Source organism: Lactococcus sp. DD01 (assembly GCF_001578715.1).
Taxonomy (GTDB): Bacteria; Bacillota; Bacilli; order Lactobacillales; family Streptococcaceae; genus Lactococcus; species Lactococcus petauri.
This window is the reverse complement of the sequence record NZ_KQ968939.1, coordinates 1,232,572-1,250,223: the sequence shown is the minus strand read 5'-3', so window position 1 is coordinate 1,250,223 and position 17,652 is coordinate 1,232,572. Positions and strand designations below refer to the sequence as shown.

Genomic DNA, 17,652 nt, shown 5'->3' with positions numbered 1-17,652 from the left:
ACACTTGCAAAAAATCAATGAAAGCGGTATACTTAAGACTATAAAAAGAAAAAGAAGGAAAAATAATTATGGCTGATAAAATAATCGCTTTAGCTTGCGCAGCAGGCATGTCAACATCACTTTTAGTTTCTAAAATGCAAAAAGCAGCAGCAGATAAAGGATTGGACTACGAAATTTTCGCAAAATCAACAGCAGACATCGATAACATGCTTGCTGCTACCCCTAAACCTGATGTCCTTCTCTTAGGACCTCAAGTAGGCTTCATGAAGGCAGAGGTACAAAAGAAAGCACAAGCTGCTGATGTACCAATGGATGTGATAAAAATGCAAGACTACGGTATGATGCGTGGCGATAAAGTCCTTGAAGCAGCAGAAGCTTTAATGAAGTAAAAGAACTCAAGACGACGAAATAAAAGGGGATGTAATGAACGAAGAAAGAATGGAAATTGTGATGGGAATCATCATGCATGGTGGAAATGCCAAAGGTTTAGCCTTTCAAGCAATCCAACAAGCAAAAGAAGGAGATTTTGAAGCAGCAGAAAAATCACTTCAGGAGTCGAACCAAGAGTTGCTCCAAGCCCATGACGTTCAAACAGATATGCTGACAAAAGAAGCACAAGGTATTCATACAGAAATCGATCTCTATATGGTACATGCGCAAGACCATCTGATGAACGCAATTACCTTCAAAGATTTGGCTACAGAAATTATTAGCCAGGAAAAACGTATTCAAGCTTTAGAAAAAGCGGCAAATTGATATCGATAACACTTTGAGAAAAAAGAAAAGTTCTAAGAGAAATTGCTTAGGGCTTTTTCTTAACCCTTGAGGGGTGAAATTTGAGAAGCTGTAAAAGTTCTTGCTTTTATCCTTAAATTTCGATATAATGATTAATGTTGTGGCGGCATAGCCAAGTGGTAAGGCATGGCTCTGCAAAAGCTTGATCGTCGGTTCAAATCCGTCTGCCGCCTTTCGCAATAGATTGTATAATATAAAAAACTGCTGAATTCAGCAGTTTTTTTTGTTTTACCTGAAACAATTTAAAATTAGGGCTTACAATTATAAATGTGATCGGCAATAAAGCAAAACTTGGTCGCCATCTTCAAGCAGAAAAATTAGCTTTATAGAGGTCGGTTTTCCAACCTGGAATAAATGAAAATTCGGTCATATAATTAAATCAGGCTTCAAAATGGCAAGTCTATAAGAGACGGTTGGTTCGATTCCAACTTGAAGTCATTCCTAAAAAATGCAGCTGTATGTTAGGTAGAACAATCGGTAAGTCGACGGGTTTATTAGAATTGTATAAAAAAAAGGAGGAAAATAAACTGGGACAACAAGAAACAGCAAAACAAATCTGGGACTATCTTACGTCACGCGGATGGACAAAACAGTCAGTATCTGCTCTCCTAGGTAATATGCAGAGTGAGAGCGGTATTATTGCCGATCGCTGGGAAAGTGATAGAGTTGGTAATATGAATGGTGGTTATGGGCTTGTTCAATGGACACCAGCGACAAAATATATTGACTGGGCAAAATCAAAAGGTTTAGCTTATCAAGATGTTTTCTCTCAATGCAAGCGTATTGAGTGGGAAGTTGCAAACAATCAACAGTTTTATCACCCAAGTATGACTTTTGCACAATTTACTAAGAGTACGGCATCTCCTGAAACATTGGCGGATATTTTTATTCGATATTATGAACGGCCGTTAAATCCAAATCAACCTGCTCGAGGTACACAGGCACGTTATTGGTATAACCTTTTCCAAGGTTCAACTCCAAGTAATCGTAGAAAAGTAGTTGATTGGTTCAATACACATCGTAATCAAATTACCTACTCCATGACAGGCTCTCGTATTGGTACAGATGGAACAGCAGACTGTTCGGGCAGTATTGTTATAGCCCTTAAAGAAGCGACAGGAGTTGCTTATGATTATGTTTATAATACCGTAACCTTAGGTGGCTATCTCTCAAAGTGTGGCTATACGAGAATTCTAACAGGAAATATGTCAGGTTCTAATCTGAATCAAATGCAGGATGAAGATATTATTCTACTATCTGCTGGAAATTCAATGGCGGAATCAGGAGGCGCAGGAGGCCATACAGGTGTAATTACTGGAGGTGGCAAAATTATTACCTCGACTTGCTATTATACTAATGGTCAAGCTAATACAGCAATACAAGATTTACCAATTAATAGTACATATTTAAGTAGCAACAGTTTTAAGTACTATGAAGTATGGCGCAAAGCCGGTGAATCAGAAATAGATGAAGGAGAAATTGAAATGATTTTATATAAAGTAAACGACAAAAATTCTAAAATGAATGGTTCAATCTGGATGTTCAATGGTGAACAACTCACACGCTTAGATGGTGTATCAGCAGCGAAGTTTGCAAAAAACTTTAAGACTACAGATGTCAATCAAGCCGAAATGAGTTCATTTAAAAATATTGGATTCCGTACTGTAGGTGAATTTAAATATTAAAAATTATTCCAACCTTATGGGTTGGTTTTTTATCCCAAAATAATTAGTTTTATTGTTGACAAAACTAATTAAAAGTTTTATAATCGATTTTGTTAGTTTGGTTAAAATAAAAACTAAGTAATTAAAGGAGATAAAAATGGAAAAAGAAATAAAAGCCAATAAAATAAAAAGTAAGGATTTTTTGAAACTCATTGCCAAGAGTAAACCAAAATACTCCTATTTTGCCATTGGGATGTTGTCAGGGATTGTGGGAGCGGTACTACAGCTCATTGTACCTCAAATGATACAGCCGCTTATTTCAGGATTTGCACAAGGGATTGATTATGGTCTTTTAGGAAATGTAGTTCTGGTTTACATCCTTTCGGCCTTACTTGGTGCAATTGGCGCCTCAGTGCTTGGATTTTTTGGAGAAAATGTAGTAAAAAGATTACGTTTAACAGTGTGGAATAAGATGGTTCACCTACCTGTAAAGTACTTTGATGAAGTCAAAACAGGAGAAATTGGAAGCCGCTTGGTCAACGATACAACACAAGTGAAAGATCTTTTAGCTAATACTGTACCTCAAACCTTAACAAGCCTTTTGCTTCTTGTGGGTTCAATTTTTATGATGTTTCGTATGGATTGGCAGATGACTGTAGCAATGGTGATAGCTGTTCCTATTGCGACATTGATTACTATGCCCTTGGCCACTTTTGGCCGAAAATTTGGAATCCAGCGTCAAGATGCTCTTGCAGGGTTTTCTGGCACAGCAAGTGAAGTGCTTAGCGAAATTCGTTTGGTCAAATCTTCCAATGCGGAGGTACAAGCGACACATTCAGCTGAAAAAAACATCAATAAGCTTTATAAAATCGGGCTTCGTGAAGCAATTTTTGATGGTTCCATGCAACCAATTATGATGTTGTTAATGATGTCAACAATCTTTGGATTGCTGCTTTATGGAATTCATCGTGTTGCCGTAGGAGCAATGACGATGGCCACTTTGATGAGCTTCTTGATGTATCTTATGAACATGATTGGTTCTGTTCCTACTCTAGCACTTTTCTTTACCGCAAGCTCTAAAGCCTCAGGAGCCACAGCCCGTCTGAATGAAGTTTTAGAAGAAGAACAAGAGCAGTTAAGTCTTGGAGAAAACCTAGATATTGAAGGCCAAGTTTTACGTGCAGAAAATATTAGTTTTTCATATGATGACTCTGAAGAAATATTGAAAAATATTACTTTCGAAGCGAAACCAAATACTATTGTTGCCTTTGCAGGTCCTTCTGGGGGCGGAAAATCAACTATTTTCTCTATTTTGGAACGCTTCTACAAACCAACAGGAGGAAAACTAACAATGGGGAATCATGATATTGAAAACTTAGCCCTCAAAGATTGGCGTAGCCAAATTGGGTTTGTTTCACAAGATTCAGCGATTATGGCAGGAACAATTCGTGACAACTTGACTTATGGTTTAGACGGTACATACAGTGATGCACAATTATGGGAAGTGCTAGACTTAGCCTTTGCACGCGGTTTTGTCGAAAATATGCCCGACCAATTGGACACACAAGTAGGGGAACGTGGAGTGAAGATATCAGGTGGGCAACGTCAGCGTTTAGCTATTGCACGTGCCTTCTTGCGCAATCCGAAAATTCTCATGCTCGATGAAGCCACAGCTAGTCTAGATTCAGAGTCAGAAGCAATGGTTCAAAAAGCTTTGGATAGCCTGATGAAAGGTAGAACAACATTAGTTATTGCTCATCGTTTATCCACAATTGTTGATGCAGATAACATTTACTTTATTGAAAAGGGAGCAATTACAGGAGCAGGTAAACACAGTAATCTTGTAAAATCACACCCACTTTATGCACAGTATGTTCAAGAACAACTGACCGTTGCATCATAAATAAAAAAGCTGCTTGCAATCAGCTTTTTTATTATAAAGAACTTAGTTCTTAGCACCATATACGGAGTCAGCATCTAAGAGCTTGTCTTGACGGTGCATTTGATAAAATTCTTCTAAACCGGGAGTAACACTTGGAGCAACAGCATCAAAGGCTTTAGCTTGCTGGATAGCTTGGGTCGTTGGTGGCTCAGTAAGCTGGGGCAGCTCTGGTAATAGAGGTTCATGGGACATCGCTGTGCCTGAGTAACTAAATGGCGGCACATTTCTGCCTTGATTCATATATCTGATGGTGTTGTTCAAAAGATAGACACGCATATTGTTTTCTTGTTCAATAGGCGCAGCTGGCACATAATATTTCCCACTCATATCTGGGCTTCCAACCCATACAGCGGTTGAAACACCTGTAGAGGTAGCAGCCATCCAAGCATCAGGAGCACCTTGACTACGGGCCGGTTCTGTGGCAGTATCGGGGAAATTAGAGAGCCCGGACTTAGTGGCGAAAGCATTCGGCCATTGCGGCTGAGCAGCTAAAGGCTCGGAACCATTGGGCTGTGTAACATTTTGCATGAGATTAACAAGCGAGCGAGCTGTTGAAGAACTCATGGCGCGTTGTGATTCAGGCTGAGTAAGTGGCAGTTCTTGACCATTTACCGTGACAGAAGCCACAGCAGTAGGGGTAACGCGAACGCCATCATTACCAATCGCAGAATATGCAGATGCAGACTGTAAAGGAGACAAATTATAGTCAATAGACATGGATTCTTGGTCATATTTGACAGAAGCAATACCAAGTGGCTGCATAATACTGTTTTTTTGCTCATTATTGGTCATGTTAAAGGTTTGCAGGGCTGCAGAGTTCAAGGAGTTACCAAGGGCAAAACCGACAGGAACAGGGCCATAATTATTCCCACCGTAATTCATCAGCGGTGTGCCATCAGCGTAAGTTGTAGCATTACCATTCAAGGTACTGTTTTCATTGATATAGCCATATTCAAGTGCGGGCGCATAATCGAGTAATGGTTTAATCGTTGAACCTGAAGAACGGCCAGAGGAAATTGGCAATTGTGGATTGTCCGAATTTGTATTTAAAGCTAAGATATGACCTGTTTGGGTATCAACCACAGATATTGCAGTTAAAGTACCTTCTGGCAGATTATTACGTGGAATATTTGAGACATCGGGTGCGGTATGATTTGCAACGCTCTCTAGATAATCCAAGTGTGCTTTCGTAGCATATGTTTTGACGACAACCTTAGCGTTTCTTGGTAAAGCAATCTGACCAAGCTCTTTTTGTACTTGTGCAATATAGGCTTGATAAGCATGGGGGATGCCTTGTGTATAACTTGGCTTAAGTGCGAGTTCTTTTTTCACAGCTTCGGCGCTGTCTTTGTATTCTTGGTCAGAGATAATTTTGTTGGACTTCATCACCGAAAGAACAGTCAAGGCACGTTGTTTCCCTGCGCCTTCAAAATCTTGAACATAGGTTGAAGGTGCTTGACCCAGCCCCGCTAAATAAGCAATTTGAGCAATATAGAGTGGTGTTTTCTCTGAGGTAATCATCGGTGTAGAGAAAAGGTTGTTCCAAGCAGCACCAGGGCCAATGGTTTCAGGTGTCAAACGCAAGGTGTCGAGATAACTGGTGAGAATTTCTTCTCGAGAATAGCGTTCAGCAAGGCTATGCGCATCAATCAATTCGACGATTTTTCGGGACAATGATTTATCGGCAGTAAAACCACCATGCGCAAGATTTTTTGCTAATTGTTGATCAAGGGTTGAGCCACCACGTGCACCGTTTGCGAGATGTAATTTCGTAAGTACTTCTGATAAGACGGCATTAGTTACCCCTTTGATAGAATAACCTTTAGTTTTACGGGAATAGAAGTCACTATCCTCAACTGCGACTAAAGCTTTTGTGTATAGTTCAGGAATATTTTTATCTTTGCCTGAGAGCTGTGCTGGAATGTACTTATAGATATTTGAGGAATCCTGAAGTGCTTCCCCATTAATATCCGTAATAGTAAAGGATTGGGAGATGGCTTGTGGGGAAGGCTTAAGCTCGATCGTATGTGCCTGGTGTGATTCTTTATCCAGGAGATAGACAGCACCAACAGCACCAACAGCGCCTACAAACAAGAAGAGTAGAAAAAGAACGGCAAGGGTGCGGAGAATTATTTTTTTAGCCATTATTCATCTCCTTTCTTTTTATCTTTAGTGTCCTCTTTTTTGGAGGCTTCTGTTTTTTCTTTGTCTTTTTTGGCAGAATCAGAAGAAGCTTTCTTTTCTTCAACTTTTTTCTGTGTTTGAACCGTAATTGTTTGACCTTTTAGAATACGAGTATACTGAGAAGAATCAGGTTTTTGTTGAGTTACAATCGCTGTATCTTTGTCCTCATAGTTTGGCTCCACTTCAATTTTATAATCGATGCCTGCTTGTTTTCTTATGGCCGCAAGTGTTTGACCTTTGAGATTAGGCATTTCTATGCTTGAACTTTTTAACTGTTCTGATTTTTCGACTTTTTGTTGGAAATCTGTTAATTCTTTGATACGAGCTTCTACGGTTTCCTTCTGGCTGAGATAAGCATTTACCTTGTTAAATACAGGGAGAAAGTCTACCATGAGTGAATTATTGGTAGAAATTTTATCAAATTGAAGTTGTGTGATAGCTGTGTAATTATTGGTATAGTTTACAAACTGTGTAAAGTTACTAAGGAGAGAGTTTGCATCATTGAGGGCTTGAACCGAAGCAGAAATCGTCGATTTAGAAACAGCATTATTATCTTCAATATAAGATTGAATGCTCTTCTCAGTCTGTTGTGCCAATTGGTTTGCATCTTGAATAAACTGAGGCAACTGCTCAGCTTTTAAAGTTTTTGTTTCTGCTTGGAGCTGATCAATGGAACGATTAAGGCGGGCATTCTCATAAGTTTGAGCAAGTTGCGTCATTTGCTCATCACTTGCGCCCAGCGCTTGTTGTAATTCGTCCTGATTTTGTGAAAACTGTTGTTCGGGAAGTTCGCCATTGACAATACTGTTGACGCGTTTTTCGTTCTCCTCTAACTTTTCCGCGAGTTCACTGGAAGCATTACTTAGGTAAACGTCAAGCGCATTATTTTTTAATTTTTTAATATAGTCGTTATCCTCAGGTAGGATATTCGTTGTTTCGACAATCTCTTTTTGGGACATTGACTGGAAAACAGGATAATCACGAAAAAGTATCTGTCGACCAATAATACCAGCTGTTATGATGATGATACCGAGCAAGACCGCCAGTATCATCACAATCTTATTAAAAATCTTTTTCTTCATTAAAAACCTCATAAAAATTAAGCTTAACATAAGCTATTGAACTTCTCCATTATAACAACTTTCTTACTCCGAGGAAACCGAAAAATATGATAAAATTATTAGTATGAATATCGAGTCAAAGATCAAAGATTTAACGGAGTTATTAAATAAGTACGCTCACGAATACTATACCTTGGATATGCCCTCGGTTGAAGATGCGGAGTATGATCGCCTTTATCGTGAGTTAGAAACTCTAGAACACGATAACCCACATTTGATACGCGCTGATTCACCGACCCATCGTACGGGCGATGTTGTGCTATCAGGATTTGAAAAATATACTCATGAATACAATCTCTACAGCCTAGCAGATGCTTTTTCACGTGAAGAGCTGGAAGACTTTGATGAACGTGTACGTAAAGTCATTCCAAAGCCTGAATACATTTGTGAGTTAAAAATTGATGGTCTCTCACTTTCTCTTAAATATACAGCAGGTAAACTTGTCGTAGCTGCGACACGTGGAGATGGCAGTGTAGGGGAAAACATTACAGAAAATGTTAAACGCATCAAAGACGTCCCACTGGTATTAAAAGAACCTATTGACATTGTGGTGCGAGGTGAAGCTTATTTGCCACGCAAAAATTTCGTCAAACTCAATAAGGAACGCGAACTTGAAGGTAAACCTTCCTTTGCCAACCCGCGTAATGCAGCAGCCGGAACTTTACGACAGTTAGATACGAAAGAGGTGACCAAGCGTGGCTTGGCAACCTTCCTTTATCAAGAAGCGAGTCCTGCGACAAATGACACTCAAGAAGAAGTTTTGGAGTACTTAGAAAAGCTTGGACTTGTCGTCAACAAAGAACGTGTTTTTGCGCGAAATATTGATGAAGTCTGGGCCTTCATTGAGCGCGTGGCTTCTCTTCGGGATGACTTAGACTATGATATTGATGGTGTTGTCATCAAAGTTAATAATCTAGCCGAACAAGAAGAGTTAGGCTTTACAGTCAAGGCTCCACGTTGGGCCATCGCTTATAAATTTCCAGCTGAGCTGGCAGAAACAGAAATCCTATCTGTGGATTGGACAGTAGGGCGTACAGGGGTCGTTACACCAACAGCGAATATGGTTCCTGTGACCTTAGCGCAGACGACAGTATCACGCGCCACACTGCATAATGTTGACTACATTAAGGAGAAGGATATCCGTCTTAAAGACAAAGTCATGATCTATAAGGCAGGGGATATCATTCCAGCAGTTCAACGTGTTTTGTTTGAGAAACGTCCAGCAGATTCTGTAGAAATGGCAATCCCTCAATATTGTCCGGAATGTTCATCTGAACTTTTGCATTTCGAAGATGAAGTAGCCTTACGCTGTATCAATCCGCTTTGTCCAGCACAAAATCGTGAAAAACTTATTCACTTTGCCAGTCGTGGTGCAATGAATATTTCTGGTTTGGGGCAATCGATAGTTACGCAACTTTTCAAAAATAACTTAATCAAAGATGTGGCAGATATCTATAAGTTGCAGCTTGACGAATTAGTGGCACTGGATAAGATTCAAGAAAAATCAGCAACCAAGTTATTAAATGCCATTGAAGCCTCAAAAGAAAACTCCGCAGAAAAGCTCCTTTTTGGCTTGGGTATTCGTCATGTAGGATCGAAAGCTGCTAAACTATTAATGGAGCGTTTTGGTAATCTTCGGGCCTTGTCGCAAGCAAGCTTAGAAGAAATTGCTGAAATTCCAAGCTTAGGTTCAGTTATTGCCAAAGCTGTAACCAGCTACTTTGCCACAGAAGGTGCGCAAGTCTTGCTTCAAGAATTGGCAGAAGCGGGAGTCAACTTCGACTATCTTGGTCTTAAGCCCAAGACAGACAGTGTGTTATCAGGGAAAACCGTTGTTTTAACAGGGAAATTAACAGCTATGACACGAACTGAGGCAAAAGAAAAATTAGAAGCTTTAGGTGCAAATGTCTCAGGCTCAGTTTCTAAAAAGACAGATTTAGTTATAGCTGGAGCAGATGCTGGGTCAAAACTGGCTAAAGCACAGGATTTGGGCATTGAAGTTTGGTCAGAAGAGGAGTTGCTGAAATTATGAAAGCAAGATTGATTTACAACCCAAGTAGTGGGCAAGAAATCATTAAAAAAAATGTCGCGGATATTTTGGATAAGTTAGAAAGTTTCGGCTATGAAGCCTCTGCTTTTCAGACAACACCAGAACCACAGTCTGCTCAAAAAGAAGCTGCACGTGCTACTGAAGCAGGGTTTGATCTCATTGTAGCAGCTGGCGGTGATGGCACTATCAACGAAATAGTAAGTGGAATGTCTCCATTTGATAAAAGGCCGAAGTTAGCCATTATCCCCACAGGGACAACTAATGATTTTGCGCGTGCACTTAAAATCCCACGCAATAAGCCCTTAGCAGCTGTTGAAATGATTGGGAAAAATCAGACTTTGAATATTGATGTGGGTCAAGTGAATGATGCCGAGTATTTTATCAATATTGCTGCTGGTGGAAGCTTAACAGAGCTGACTTATAGTGTACCAAGTCGTTTGAAAACAGCTTTTGGCTACTTGGCTTATCTTGCCAAAGGTGTTGATTTACTGCCCCAAATTCGTAAACGCAAAGTCAAGGTTACGCATGATGATGGCGTGTTTGAAGGTGAGATTTCCATGTTTTTTGCGGCCTTAACCAACTCTGTTGGAGGATTTGAAAAAATCGCACCAGATGCCAAACTAGATGATGGTCTGTTTACTCTTATCTTGGTGAAGACAGATAATTTATTCGAGTTACTGGCTTTGATTTCCATGGTGATTAAAGGCAGTCACGTGGATGATGTCAATATTGAATACCTAAAATCAAGCCAAATCAAAGTCGAGCCCCTCACAGATAAAAAAATGATGATTAATGTGGATGGCGAGTATGGAGGCGATGCACCAGTAACTTTCAGAAATCTCCATGGGCACATCGAAATTTTTGTCAACCTCGATGAAATCAATAATGACCATTATCTGGGAGATGAGGAAGAAGAAGATCTCGAAGCCGTTGCTCAGAAATTTGCTGAGGAAGCGGAACAACTCAAAGAAGAAGTAAAATAGAGTTAGAGCATCTTCAAAGTTATTGTTATTGATGCTGTGCAAGTTGAATTTAATCTGGAAGGGTTCCGATAGTACCCTAACTCCATTGCTCATAAAGAAACAAAATATAAAACTGTACATCATGTACAGTTTTTTTGTGCATCTTAGATATTGTCTAAAGGAAGCGTTTGCATTAGAATAAAGATAGCTTAAATACAGCAAGATGAAGGAGAAGCAATGACAACACTTAAATTAGACAAGGTTTATAAAAAATATCCGAATGCCACACAATACTCGGTGGAAGATTTTAATTTAGATGTCAAAGATAAAGAATTTATCGTCTTTGTTGGACCATCAGGTTGTGGGAAATCAACAACTTTGCGCATGATTGCAGGTCTTGAAGATATTACAGAAGGCGAATTTACTATCGATGGTAAACTGATGAATGACGTTGCACCTAAAGATCGTGATATAGCCATGGTTTTCCAAAACTATGCCCTATATCCTCATATGACGGTTTTTGACAATATGGCTTTTGGACTTAAACTGCGTAAGCATAAAAAAGATGATATCAAGCAACGTGTAGAAAATGCAGCGAAGATTCTTGGACTGACTGATCTACTTGATCGTAAACCTGCCGATATGTCTGGTGGACAACGTCAACGTGTAGCTATGGGACGTGCCATTGTTCGTGATGCTAAAGTTTTCCTTATGGATGAGCCTTTGTCAAACTTGGATGCTAAGCTTCGTGTTTCTATGCGTACAGAAATCGCTAAAATTCACCGTCGCATTGGAGCTACAACCATTTATGTCACTCACGACCAAACTGAAGCGATGACCCTCGCAGATCGTATTGTCATTATGAGTTCAACACCGAACGCGGACAAATCAGGTACTGTTGGACGCATTGAGCAGATCGGCACACCTCAAGAACTTTATAATGAACCAGCGACAAAATTCGTTGCGGGCTTCATCGGTAGCCCAGCGATGAACTTCTTAAATCTCAAAATTGAAGGCAACAAACTCATCGGTGAAGGCATCAGCTTAACACTTCCAGAAGGCCAACACAAGCTTCTTAAAGAAAAAGGTTATTCTTCAAAAGAAGTCATCATGGGGATACGTCCAGAAGATATCTCAGCCTCAATTCTTGCAGAAGAAGCTTATCCTGAAGCACAAATTGAAGCTGAAGTCACTGTCTCAGAACTTTTGGGAGCTGAAACGATGCTCTATCTGAAGGCAGGAGATGCAGAACTCGTGTCACGTGTAGAAGCAAGAGACTTCCGTCAGCCTGGCGAAAAAATCACTGTCACACTTAATCTTAATAAAGCACATTTCTTTGATAAAGATACCGAAGTACGTATTAAGGAAGGTTAAATCAAATTTATTTACAAGAAGTAAAAGCTTAGAATGCCTAGAGATAGGCATTTTTCTTGTCAAATAAAAAAACGTTTTAGTTCTTGATAGTACGTATGAAAAATGCTATGATGAAAACAGTTTGTACGAGGAGAAAGATGAAAAAAATAACTATTAAAGATGTGGCAAAAGCTGCAGGTGTGTCCATTAGTGCTGTTTCTCGTGTTTTTAATGGCTACGAGGATATTAGTGAAGAAACTCAGAAAAAAGTTTTTGCTGCGGCTGAGAAACTAGAGTACACCCCTAATAGTGCAGCGCGACACTTATCCACCAAAAAAAAGAAAATCATTGCCCTCGTTTTGAATGAAATAAATGTAACACGCGGTGTTGCGATGCCTCTCGAAATATTAGGTGGAGTCATTGATAGTGTTGACCAAACCGATTATGAATTTATGTTTATTCCGACAGACCGAAAAAAGCAGGAAAAAAAGTCGCTCTTGCAGCTGGCTCGAGAATATGATCTTTCAGGAATCATCATCCAAGGCTTACGGACATCAGATCCTTATTATGAAGAATTGTCGGGCTTACCCTTGCCAATCGTAGGAATCGATCTGGCCTTGGATGATTTGAATATCGGATCGGTAGCTGTCGATAACTATGGGGCTTCGATTGAAGTGACAGAGCGCTTAATTCATGCGGGCTATAAGAAGATTCTTTTTGTAAATGGCTCTAAAGAAGCCGTCGTTTCGCAAACACGTGAAGCCGGATATCGAAAAGGCTTAGGGCAATGTGAGCCACATGTTCTTTATGCTGATTATCAAGAACAAAAAGCATTTGATTTAATTCGGGAATATCCTGATGTGGCACAATTTGACGCTATTTATGCAGCCAGTGATTTGATGGCAATTGGGATTATTAAAGCATTAATTCAACGCCAGATGATAAATGAGATTGCTGTTGTGGGTTTTGATGACATCACTTTGGCCTCATACATTACCCCAACTTTAAGTACGGTAAGACAGAATATTAGTGAAATTACAAAAAATGCCGTTTCGGATGTGATTGAGCAGATAGAAGAAGGACGCGTACGAAAACGACTGATTCCATATGAAATTATTGTGAGAGAAAGTGCACGATTTTAGTGAGTGCACTTTTTTTGTGATATAAAATAAAAGTAAAAAAACATCAGAAGCACTTGACAAATGATAACGATTACATTACACTATAACTAGCTAAAACGTTTTAGGAGATTGAAATGAAATTCTTACTAATGATTCAACGTCTTTTAGCCAGTATGATTGATCTCATCGTTGTCTATTTGCCAGTCTTACTGATAAGCAGTAGCTTATTTCCAAGGCTGGGGAGTTTTAATCAACTTATAGCAGCTTTTCTCTTCATTGCTTACAATGCTCTAGCAGTGGCGAGTTTTGAGGGCAAAACCATTGGTAAATATTTTGCCAAGCTACGTGTAGAAGCTTTTTCAAAAAATTTAGCAGATGTCGCACAAAGGGAGGGAATTAAGATTTTATATTTAATACCACTCGCTGGTTGGTTCTTTATTGGTGTGAGTCTTGTCACCTATGGTTTAAGAGGTCAATTTTTGCACGACTGGCTCGGGAAAGGAAAGGTAATTATAGATGGTAGATAACTTATCCACTTGGTCTTTACTTTCACCCTTGGTCATGACAGTATTGGTAAGCTATGCTATTGCATGGTATTATCGTGAAAATTATGATCCGAAATACTATTTAAGAGCTTATATAGTTTATACGATTGCGTTTTTAATAACGAGTCCGGTATGGCATATTCCTCTTATCTTGATTTTAGGTATCATCCTTTTAGGAGCAGTCGTACTTATTTTCAGAAACCAACACTATTTTGATAAATAATTTTTTTAACTAAAACTAAAACGTTTTAGTGATAAGGAGTAATAAATAAATGAGCGCAAGAATGAGTTATGGAGATTGGACAATTAGTCAAGAAGGCTTTGATGTACGTTATCTTGGAAAAACAGAAAGTGTGATGAGCTTAGGGAACGGGTATATCGGCTCACGCGCGGCAGAAGAAGAATCTTATATCGGTCAAAGCAGGGATACATTTGTTTCAGGAACCTTCAACTATTTTGATATAAATGAAGTCACTGAGTTGCCAAATGTCCCCGATGTTTGGGGCATGGATTTTCAAATTAATGGTCAGCCATTTTCTCTTTTGACAGGAAAAATTGAAACTTACAAAAAAACGCTTAACTTAAAAAGTGGTCTCCTCACGCGAGAAGTGAGGTGGTCTAAAGACGATGTGTCCCTAAAAATGACTTTTAAACGTTTTATCTCCAAAAAACGGCGGCATATTATGGCTGCGCAAGTTCATATCGAAAATCTTGGTTCTCCTGTTTCCATTAGCATCAAAACAGGTATCAATGGCCAAATATCAAATGAGGGAAGTCAGCATTTTACGGAAGGTGAAAAGGGCCTCATTGATGGTAAGATTTTACAAATGTGTCCACAAACCACACACCGTAAACTGGATTTTGTTATTTCAGTTTGCCATGAGTTGAAAAAGGTTCAAGCCACATCCCGTCCGGAAATTGGGCGGCGCAGTTTCTCTATGAACTTTGATTTTAAACTTGCAGAAAATGAGCAAGTCACCTTAGAAAAGCGTGCTTCTGTTTATACCAGTATTGATAATGATATCAACGATTCCAGTATTCAAAACATGCGCCATGTGGCAGTAAGTGAACTTCAGGACTTGGAAAGTCAAAGTTTTGAAGAGCTGCTTGCTGAATCTACTCAGGCTTGGGCGGAGATCTGGCAAAAGCATCCTATAAAGATAAAATCTGAAGATCCACGTGACCAACTGGCGATTCGTTTTGCTAAATATCATTTACATAGCATGGTACCTGCCCACGATGAGAGAATGAATATCGGGGCTAAAGGCTTATCTGGCCAAGGTTATAAAGGCCATACCTTTTGGGATACAGAAGTTTTCATGTTGCCTTATTTTACTTTTACGCATCCAGAAATTGCCGAGAAATTGTTGACTTACCGTTATTTAGGATTAGCTGGTGCACACAAGAAGGCCATTGACAATGGCTATGAAGGTGCGCAGTATCCTTGGGAAGCCGCTTGGCCTACAGATGGTGAAGTGACACCGGTTTGGGGAGCAGCGGATATCGTAACAGGAAAGGCCATGAAAATCTTGTCTGGCTTTATTGAACAACATATCACCTCGGATGTAGCTTTTGGGGTAAAACAATATCTCGATGTCACAGGAAATCAAGCTTTCGCAAATGAAAAAGCTTATGAAATATTAGTAGATACTGCTAAATTCTGGGCTTCCAGATTAGAATTTGATACCTCTAGTGCTCAATATGTCATTACAAATGTTATGGGACCCGATGAATATAAAGAAGAAATTAACAATAATGCTTATACGAACTACACGGCACACTGGAACATTTCTTATGTTATTGATTTGATTGAACATTTGAAAGCTAAAAAACCAGAAGTGTACGCTAGATTAGATGAGAAATTTAACTTAGAGGCGCTACAGGCTGATCTTAAAGCGAAGGTTGATAAAATTTTCTTGCCTCAACCTACAAATGCTGGCATTATTCCGCAAGATGATAGCTATTTAAGCAAGCCTGAACTTGATTTGACCAAGTATAAATCAGCAGATGGCGTTGATGGCCTCTTCCATGACTATAATTTGCACCAAGTAAATGGTTTCCAAGTGACGAAACAAGCTGACGTATTGTTACTCATGCTGTTGTTTGAAGGATTGTTTGAAAAGGAATTAAAACTTAAAAACTTTGATTACTATGAGCCAAAAACGACACACGATAGCTCCTTGTCGCTCTCGACGCACGCTATTTTATCTGCAGACTTAGGTAAGCTCGATCAATCCTATGACTTTTTTAAGCAAGCTATGAATATTGATATGGGAGAATACATGAAATCTTCTGATCCTGGCATTCATGCGGCATCTTTAGGAGGAATATGGCAAATGGTGGTATTTGGTTATGGTGGCGTACGTATGATTGAAGGTAAGCTCCGCATTGAACCCAATCTACCTCAAGCTTGGTCTCATTTATCGTATGGTTTCGACTACCAAGGACAAGCTATTTCTGTTGAAATTGGTAAAGGAAAAATGGTTCTGACAAAAGCAGAAGGTCCTGCTCTACAATTTATCCATAAAGATCAAATCATGAATCTTGAAGACACATTAACAATTACACTATAAATTGGGCATTTCTGCCTCTAAAATAAAGGAGTTTTTCAAATGAAAAATTGGAAAAAAGTAACAATTTTCGGCACAGCAGCCTTGGCTGCTTTAACATTGGCGGCTTGTGGTCAGGGAACGTCCTCTGCAGAAGATGGTAAAAAGCTAACTATTGGTTATTGGAAAGGGTCTGATACCGAAAATGCAACCCTTGATAAAATGATTAAACAATTTGAAGAAGAAAATGATGTGGATGTTGTCCCTAAAGTTTATACAGATATCACCACACAGTTACCAACAGATCTGTCGGGCGGTACAGCACCGGATGCTTTCTATATTGACTCGGCGTTCTTTCCCTACTTACAGGAGCAAGGTGTGTTGAATGATCTGTCAGACGTTATTAATCAAGAGGATTTCTATCCAACGATTTCAAGTGCTTTTGAAGCAGATGGAAAGCCTTATGCTGCTGCAAAAGATGTTTCTACACTGGCAATTTATATTAATAAAGACATCTTTGAAAAAGCAGGGATTGATCAAGCCAGTATTCCAAAATCCTATGAAGAACTGGTCAAATGGGCACCTGAAGCTCAGGCTAAGATTGATGCAGCATATGGCAAAGGCAAGGTTTATCTGATTAACCAAAATGCTGATTTGGCACGTACATGGCCGTTCCAAATGGCAAGAGGAACGTCACCAATTACGGAGGAGGGTAAGTCTGATCTGGCTAATCCAGATTCGATAGCAGGTCTTAAAACGATTGTTGACTTGTTTAATGCGGGTGCAGCAGCAACTCCACAACAGGTTGGTGCTGGCGATGAAGGTGCAGGCTTTGCGACAGGAAAATTTGCAATGACTCTGACCGGAAACTGGAATTATAAGGTTTATTTGGATGAATATAAAGACTTGAACTTTGATATCATCCCTAACCTGACATATCAAGGGAAGCCGATGACCATGCAATTTACTGTCGGGTGGGGCGAGTATAAGAATACTAAATCAAAAGACTTAGCAGATAAATGGATTAAGTTTGTAACCGGTAAGGAAGGAATGACAACATGGACAAATGGTGTGGGTACCTTAGCAACTCGTCCAGATGTAGCTGAAGGATCAGCATTCTTGAAAGAAAATCCACGCTTGCAAGTTCATCAAGATTCGATTAAATTTGCGACATCATGGCAGTCCGGTACTAACTTAACGACCGTTCAGAATGCTTTTGGAAACTTTATACCAACAGCTTTTAAACAAGGTGCAACTGCAGATGATTTAAAAGCAGCAATGGAAAAAGCAGATAAAGAAGCCAACAGTAAAATTGGAAATTAATTAATATTTGGACAGTCAGTAAAAAATTTGAGAGTATCAGAGT

Annotated in this window: 14 protein-coding genes and 1 tRNA gene; 13 read left to right on the top strand and 2 right to left on the bottom strand. The window is 39.5% G+C overall.

Annotated features, from left to right (window positions below):
- Positions 1-68: 68 nt before the first annotated feature.
- The 5 genes from LACDD01_RS06020 to LACDD01_RS06000 all read left to right on the top strand — a co-directional run bounded on the left by LACDD01_RS06020 (position 69) and on the right by LACDD01_RS06000 (position 4,362).
- Complete coding sequence (locus LACDD01_RS06020; protein WP_003133928.1) at positions 69-389, top strand: PTS sugar transporter subunit IIB; 321 nt, start codon at positions 69-71, stop codon at positions 387-389.
- 34 nt (positions 390-423) lie between these two features.
- Positions 424-756 carry a PTS lactose/cellobiose transporter subunit IIA gene (locus LACDD01_RS06015; RefSeq protein WP_019293871.1) on the top strand — a complete coding sequence of 111 codons (333 nt, stop codon included), beginning with the start codon at positions 424-426 and terminating at the stop codon, positions 754-756.
- Between the two features lie 141 nt (positions 757-897).
- A tRNA-Cys gene (locus LACDD01_RS06010) sits at positions 898-968 on the top strand.
- A 285-nt stretch (positions 969-1,253) separates the two neighbouring features.
- Positions 1,254-2,480, top strand: a complete 1,227-nt coding sequence (locus LACDD01_RS06005; RefSeq protein ID WP_061413734.1) for a phage tail tip lysozyme — start codon at positions 1,254-1,256, stop codon at positions 2,478-2,480.
- Between the two features lie 136 nt (positions 2,481-2,616).
- Positions 2,617-4,362 (top strand): ABC transporter ATP-binding protein, encoded by a 1,746-nt coding sequence (locus tag LACDD01_RS06000; protein ID WP_061413732.1) that lies wholly within the window; start codon positions 2,617-2,619, stop codon positions 4,360-4,362.
- A 42-nt stretch (positions 4,363-4,404) separates the two neighbouring features.
- On the opposite strand, the gene LACDD01_RS05995 is transcribed toward LACDD01_RS06000, so the two are convergent.
- Positions 4,405-6,546, bottom strand: a complete 2,142-nt coding sequence (locus LACDD01_RS05995) for a transglycosylase domain-containing protein (protein WP_061413730.1) — start codon at positions 6,544-6,546, stop codon at positions 4,405-4,407.
- On the bottom strand, positions 6,546-7,667 hold the full coding sequence (locus LACDD01_RS05990) for a PASTA domain-containing protein (protein WP_061413728.1): 1,122 nt from the start codon (positions 7,665-7,667) through the stop codon (positions 6,546-6,548). Before LACDD01_RS05990 ends, LACDD01_RS05995 begins: the two co-directional genes overlap by 1 nt.
- A gap of 103 nt (positions 7,668-7,770) precedes the next feature.
- Here LACDD01_RS05990 and ligA point away from each other — a divergent pair, with 103 nt between their 5' ends.
- From ligA to LACDD01_RS05950, 8 genes are all read left to right on the top strand, one after another.
- Positions 7,771-9,738: an NAD-dependent DNA ligase LigA gene (gene ligA / locus LACDD01_RS05985; protein ID WP_061413726.1), complete on the top strand. Its 1,968-nt coding sequence runs from the start codon at positions 7,771-7,773 to the stop codon at positions 9,736-9,738.
- Positions 9,735-10,739, top strand: a complete 1,005-nt coding sequence (locus tag LACDD01_RS05980; protein ID WP_019292903.1) for a diacylglycerol kinase — start codon at positions 9,735-9,737, stop codon at positions 10,737-10,739. The genes ligA and LACDD01_RS05980 overlap by 4 nt, the downstream gene beginning before the upstream one ends.
- 216 nt (positions 10,740-10,955) lie before the next feature.
- Entirely contained in the window at positions 10,956-12,092 is a 1,137-nt protein-coding gene (locus LACDD01_RS05975; protein ID WP_061413723.1) for an ABC transporter ATP-binding protein, read from the top strand.
- Positions 12,093-12,229: 137 nt separating this feature from the next.
- Positions 12,230-13,213, top strand: a complete 984-nt coding sequence (locus tag LACDD01_RS05970) for a LacI family DNA-binding transcriptional regulator (RefSeq protein WP_061413721.1) — start codon at positions 12,230-12,232, stop codon at positions 13,211-13,213.
- Positions 13,214-13,326: 113 nt separating this feature from the next.
- The gene (locus LACDD01_RS05965; protein WP_019292899.1) at positions 13,327-13,719 is read left to right on the top strand and encodes an RDD family protein; all 393 of its coding nucleotides are present in this window, start codon (positions 13,327-13,329) and stop codon (positions 13,717-13,719) included.
- Positions 13,709-13,960: a hypothetical protein gene (locus LACDD01_RS05960; protein ID WP_061413719.1), complete on the top strand. Its 252-nt coding sequence runs from the start codon at positions 13,709-13,711 to the stop codon at positions 13,958-13,960. Before LACDD01_RS05965 ends, LACDD01_RS05960 begins: the two co-directional genes overlap by 11 nt.
- A 49-nt stretch (positions 13,961-14,009) precedes the next feature.
- The gene (locus tag LACDD01_RS05955; protein WP_061413717.1) at positions 14,010-16,310 is read left to right on the top strand and encodes a glycoside hydrolase family 65 protein; all 2,301 of its coding nucleotides are present in this window, start codon (positions 14,010-14,012) and stop codon (positions 16,308-16,310) included.
- 39 nt (positions 16,311-16,349) lie between these two features.
- Positions 16,350-17,609 (top strand): ABC transporter substrate-binding protein, encoded by a 1,260-nt coding sequence (locus LACDD01_RS05950; RefSeq protein ID WP_019292896.1) that lies wholly within the window; start codon positions 16,350-16,352, stop codon positions 17,607-17,609.
- Positions 17,610-17,652: the final 43 nt, after the last annotated feature.

Coding starts and splice junctions, on each gene's coding strand:
- LACDD01_RS06020 (WP_003133928.1), top strand. CDS start 69: ATGGCTGATAAAATAATCGCTTTAGCTTGCGCAGCAGGCATGTCAACA.
- LACDD01_RS05970 (WP_061413721.1), top strand. CDS start 12,230: ATGAAAAAAATAACTATTAAAGATGTGGCAAAAGCTGCAGGTGTGTCC.
- LACDD01_RS05975 (WP_061413723.1), top strand. CDS start 10,956: ATGACAACACTTAAATTAGACAAGGTTTATAAAAAATATCCGAATGCC.
- LACDD01_RS05965 (WP_019292899.1), top strand. CDS start 13,327: ATGAAATTCTTACTAATGATTCAACGTCTTTTAGCCAGTATGATTGAT.
- LACDD01_RS06005 (WP_061413734.1), top strand. CDS start 1,254: ATGTTAGGTAGAACAATCGGTAAGTCGACGGGTTTATTAGAATTGTAT.
- LACDD01_RS05990 (WP_061413728.1), bottom strand. CDS start 7,667: ATGAAGAAAAAGATTTTTAATAAGATTGTGATGATACTGGCGGTCTTG.
- LACDD01_RS05950 (WP_019292896.1), top strand. CDS start 16,350: ATGAAAAATTGGAAAAAAGTAACAATTTTCGGCACAGCAGCCTTGGCT.
- LACDD01_RS05960 (WP_061413719.1), top strand. CDS start 13,709: ATGGTAGATAACTTATCCACTTGGTCTTTACTTTCACCCTTGGTCATG.
- LACDD01_RS06015 (WP_019293871.1), top strand. CDS start 424: ATGAACGAAGAAAGAATGGAAATTGTGATGGGAATCATCATGCATGGT.
- LACDD01_RS05955 (WP_061413717.1), top strand. CDS start 14,010: ATGAGCGCAAGAATGAGTTATGGAGATTGGACAATTAGTCAAGAAGGC.
- ligA (WP_061413726.1), top strand. CDS start 7,771: ATGAATATCGAGTCAAAGATCAAAGATTTAACGGAGTTATTAAATAAG.
- LACDD01_RS06000 (WP_061413732.1), top strand. CDS start 2,617: ATGGAAAAAGAAATAAAAGCCAATAAAATAAAAAGTAAGGATTTTTTG.
- LACDD01_RS05995 (WP_061413730.1), bottom strand. CDS start 6,546: ATGGCTAAAAAAATAATTCTCCGCACCCTTGCCGTTCTTTTTCTACTC.
- LACDD01_RS05980 (WP_019292903.1), top strand. CDS start 9,735: ATGAAAGCAAGATTGATTTACAACCCAAGTAGTGGGCAAGAAATCATT.